At 56.7% G+C, this 3079-nt stretch carries 4 protein-coding genes and 1 pseudogene; all 5 read right to left on the bottom strand.

Annotation, left to right across the window (positions count from 1 at the left end; all coding sequences use genetic code 11):
• Positions 1-658 (bottom strand): annotated as a pseudogene (locus ACOYIE_RS10115) (VirB4-like conjugal transfer ATPase, CD1110 family); the annotation flags it as partial.
• The gene (locus tag ACOYIE_RS10110; RefSeq protein WP_287400143.1) at positions 655-1029 is read right to left on the bottom strand and encodes a PrgI family protein; all 375 of its coding nucleotides are present in this window, start codon (positions 1027-1029) and stop codon (positions 655-657) included. The gene ACOYIE_RS10110 and the pseudogene ACOYIE_RS10115, both read right to left, overlap by 4 nt.
• A gap of 53 nt (positions 1030-1082) precedes the next feature.
• The gene (locus ACOYIE_RS10105; RefSeq protein ID WP_433412844.1) at positions 1083-1922 is read right to left on the bottom strand and encodes a hypothetical protein; all 840 of its coding nucleotides are present in this window, start codon (positions 1920-1922) and stop codon (positions 1083-1085) included.
• Between the two features lie 41 nt (positions 1923-1963).
• Complete coding sequence (locus ACOYIE_RS10100) at positions 1964-2236, bottom strand: glutamyl-tRNA amidotransferase (protein WP_433412846.1); 273 nt, start codon at positions 2234-2236, stop codon at positions 1964-1966.
• Between the two features lie 172 nt (positions 2237-2408).
• Positions 2409-3079, bottom strand: a 671-nt coding sequence (locus tag ACOYIE_RS10095) for a type IV secretory system conjugative DNA transfer family protein (RefSeq protein ID WP_433412842.1), incomplete at its 5' end; no start/stop codon positions are given.

The following is a 3079-nucleotide window of genomic DNA, read 5'->3' as shown; positions in this document are numbered from 1 at the left end:
AAAATTCCAGGCTGTCCGGGCAGAACCAGTCCTTGAAGTCATGGCCGCGCTTTGCCCGCTGCTCCATGTTGAACGGCACAACAGCGGGCTGGCCTGCCTTGAAAAAATCGCGCAGAATCTGCAAGCGGGCGGAGGCGTCCAGTTCCTCAGCCTGCGAGGATAACTGCCCGAGACGTGCTGTGACTTCGCCGCCCATGCGCTGGAAGTACGCCCGGGCCTCATCGACGCCGCGTTTGTGGACGCTGAGGGTGAGATACCTCTCCTGTACCACACTGTTGTTGCTGGCCGCGTGGGAACGCAGCATATCATTGTACTCCTGCCGGTATTCGTTCAGCGTATCTGCCTGCGGCCGGATCAGCAATTCCTGCTCAAACTGCCTGCGGTCCACGCGGCGGTTGTTGATGGTGATCTTTGCACTTGCCCCGGAATCCAGCGCATTGAGCAGCTCTGAATAGTCCAGCAGCATCGCCGTCTTATCGGCTTTGCCGGCGATGGCGTAATTGATATCCGTGAGGCGGTAAGAACGGCTGTAGGCATTGCCTGTCTGGAAGACGCCGTCCGGCCAGATACGCCTGATGGGGATGGCGTCCTGCACAGAATGGGGAATACGGAATTTTTCTTTTTCCAGCCGGATGCTTCGTGTAAGGGTCTTGATCAACGGTTCACCTCCACTTCCCGTTCCGGTCTGCGTACTCCTGTGTCGATCTTGGCGTGCATCACCGTATAGTAGAGATTCTCCGCCCGGAACACCAGCCTGTGCGGGGTGAGCAGCTCCGATTTGATCACGGCCCACAGCAGCTGCTCCGCCGTCATGCCATGGTAGCGCACAAAGCCGCAGGCCGCGAACGGGGCCGCGCCCAGCATACAGGCCCAGCCGGCCATTTCCGTACCCGCCGTATCCCGCAGCAAAAAATACAGGCCCACGGCAGCGCCGAGGGCCAGAAGTGAACATACAAACTGCCGCGTGTTGAGCCCGAAAAAGATGGACTCCTGGTACTCGCGGATCTCTTTTGGAATTTTAATCTCGATAGATTTCCCTCCTTGTTACACTTTTTAATTCAGGATGTGGATGTACACAGTTCCTACAATCCCATCATCTCCCGGACAACACGGTCGCTTGCCTTGACCGCGCCCACCAGTATGAGGAGGTTAAAGAGCAATTCCGCCACATAGCTCCAAACCGCCGTAACCGCGGAAACACTGTTGTCCACGGCAGGCGGTGCGGAAGCCATTGCGGAAAAGATGATGCACGCCAGCGCGATCACCGCCCCCTCCAAGCATACGCCCGCATAACTTTTCACAAAGCTGCGGCCCACATTGCTTGTTGGTTCTCCCGCAAATGCGGCCAGAGGGATGGGCGCCAGCGCGGCATAGAAATACAAACGGAACACACGCCCGTACACTGTCATGATCATCACAAAGGACAGCACCGTGATGAACAGCCCGCCCAGCAGCGTTACCGCCCACAGCGGGATGCTGCTCCAGAACCCTACTGCGTTGATCTTGTCCACGATCTCCTGCGGCAATGTAGTCGGCGCCAATCCTCCTGTACCCGCAGCACTCATGGCGCGTGATACAATGCCCTGCACGATATCAAAAACAGCCAGCATGAGTTCCAGACCATACTGCACAACGGCCTTCGCCAGCACAAATCGGATAAACAGCTTCAGCGCGTGCTCCGGCCTTCGGGCTTCCGCGAAGCTGCCGCAGGTCTTTACTACACCCACGGCAAAGAACAGCACCAGCAGGCCCAGACCGATGGCTGTCATCGCGCTGTGCACGTTCAGAATGACAGTCCAAACGCCCCCGCCCTTGAAATCTGCAAGCCCGTGCGTGAGAAGCTGCCATATCTCAGCCAACTTTTCGTTCCATGTATTGAGCGCGGCGTTCAGATTGTCTATGATCCACGAATTTTCTCCCATCCGGCCTCACCTCCCTCTGCGGCGAACATTTCTTTTCCCATTCACGATACACCGATCAGCGCGAGGATCTCCCGTGCAAAAGTGATCACAAGCCCGCCGGCCAGCGTCAGAAAGCCCTGGCTGCGCTGGCTGGGGTCATGGCTCTGGAACGACAGGCCGACCTGTACCACGCCCCAGCCCAGCAGGATAACACCCACCGCACGGATAAGCGAAAACACAAAGTCAGATAAGTTGTTTACAATGGCCAACGGATCGTCTGCGGCGAATGCCGGAGCAGCGAAGCACGATATGCACAATGCCAGCGCCGCATACAGCGCAAAGGCACTTCGCCCTGCCCGGCCAAGCTTTGCCGGATAGCTTTTCACCCCTTTATGAGCGAATTTCAAAATATTCCAAATGTTCAATCGGATATACCTCCCTGTTTGCTTTGTCATCCGGGGCACTAATGTACTGCCCCGGATGGATTTGATGCTTCTTCGTAAGTTGCTATGCTAAAAAATCGCGCATATCCAGCAGTTCATAGTTCTCCGGGCTGCCGGAAAGATCGTTTTCGGCCCGGTGTGCGGCTGTATAATCGTAGGACGGCGCGCCTCCGTCTTCCGTGTGCCGCACATTCGGATGCCGCAGCAGGTCAAACTTGCCGTCCAGAATGGGCCGTTCCCCGCGCACAAACAAAATCGCTTTTCCATTGTCCAACAGGCGGACCTCGTCCGGCGTGAGCAACTCCCGGCCCGAGAGCTGCGTGCTGGTGCTGCAGCTTCCATTGCGGCCACGGCTGCGGTTCTGGATATCTGATGAGATCGTCTGCTTGCCGATGAGTTCCGAAACATATTTGTGCGTTTCCTTTTCACTCCCGCCCAAATAGAGAAATGAATCGCACAGGCCCACAAGCGATTCCCACTGCCTGTTGAACAGCGCCTTGATCTGCGCCATATTCTGACAGATGTAGGACGTGAAGATGCCGCGGCTGCGCATCGTCGCCAGTGAGGTAAGAAAGCTGTCGGTGGGCAGTGAGATATTCGGCGCTTCGTCGATCAGCAGATGCACCGGCACCGGCAGCCTCCCTTTGTGTTTTCGGTCCGCCTCATAGTACAATGTCTGGATGAGTTGGCCGTACATGAGGCCGACAAGATAGTTCAGCGATTTCTCGCTGTCAG

The sequence above is a fragment of the Agathobaculum sp. genome (assembly GCF_050946325.1).
Taxonomy (GTDB): domain Bacteria; phylum Bacillota; class Clostridia; order Oscillospirales; family Butyricicoccaceae; genus Agathobaculum.
Note: the sequence above shows the minus strand (reverse complement) of the source record. Positions and strands in the feature narration are given on the sequence as shown.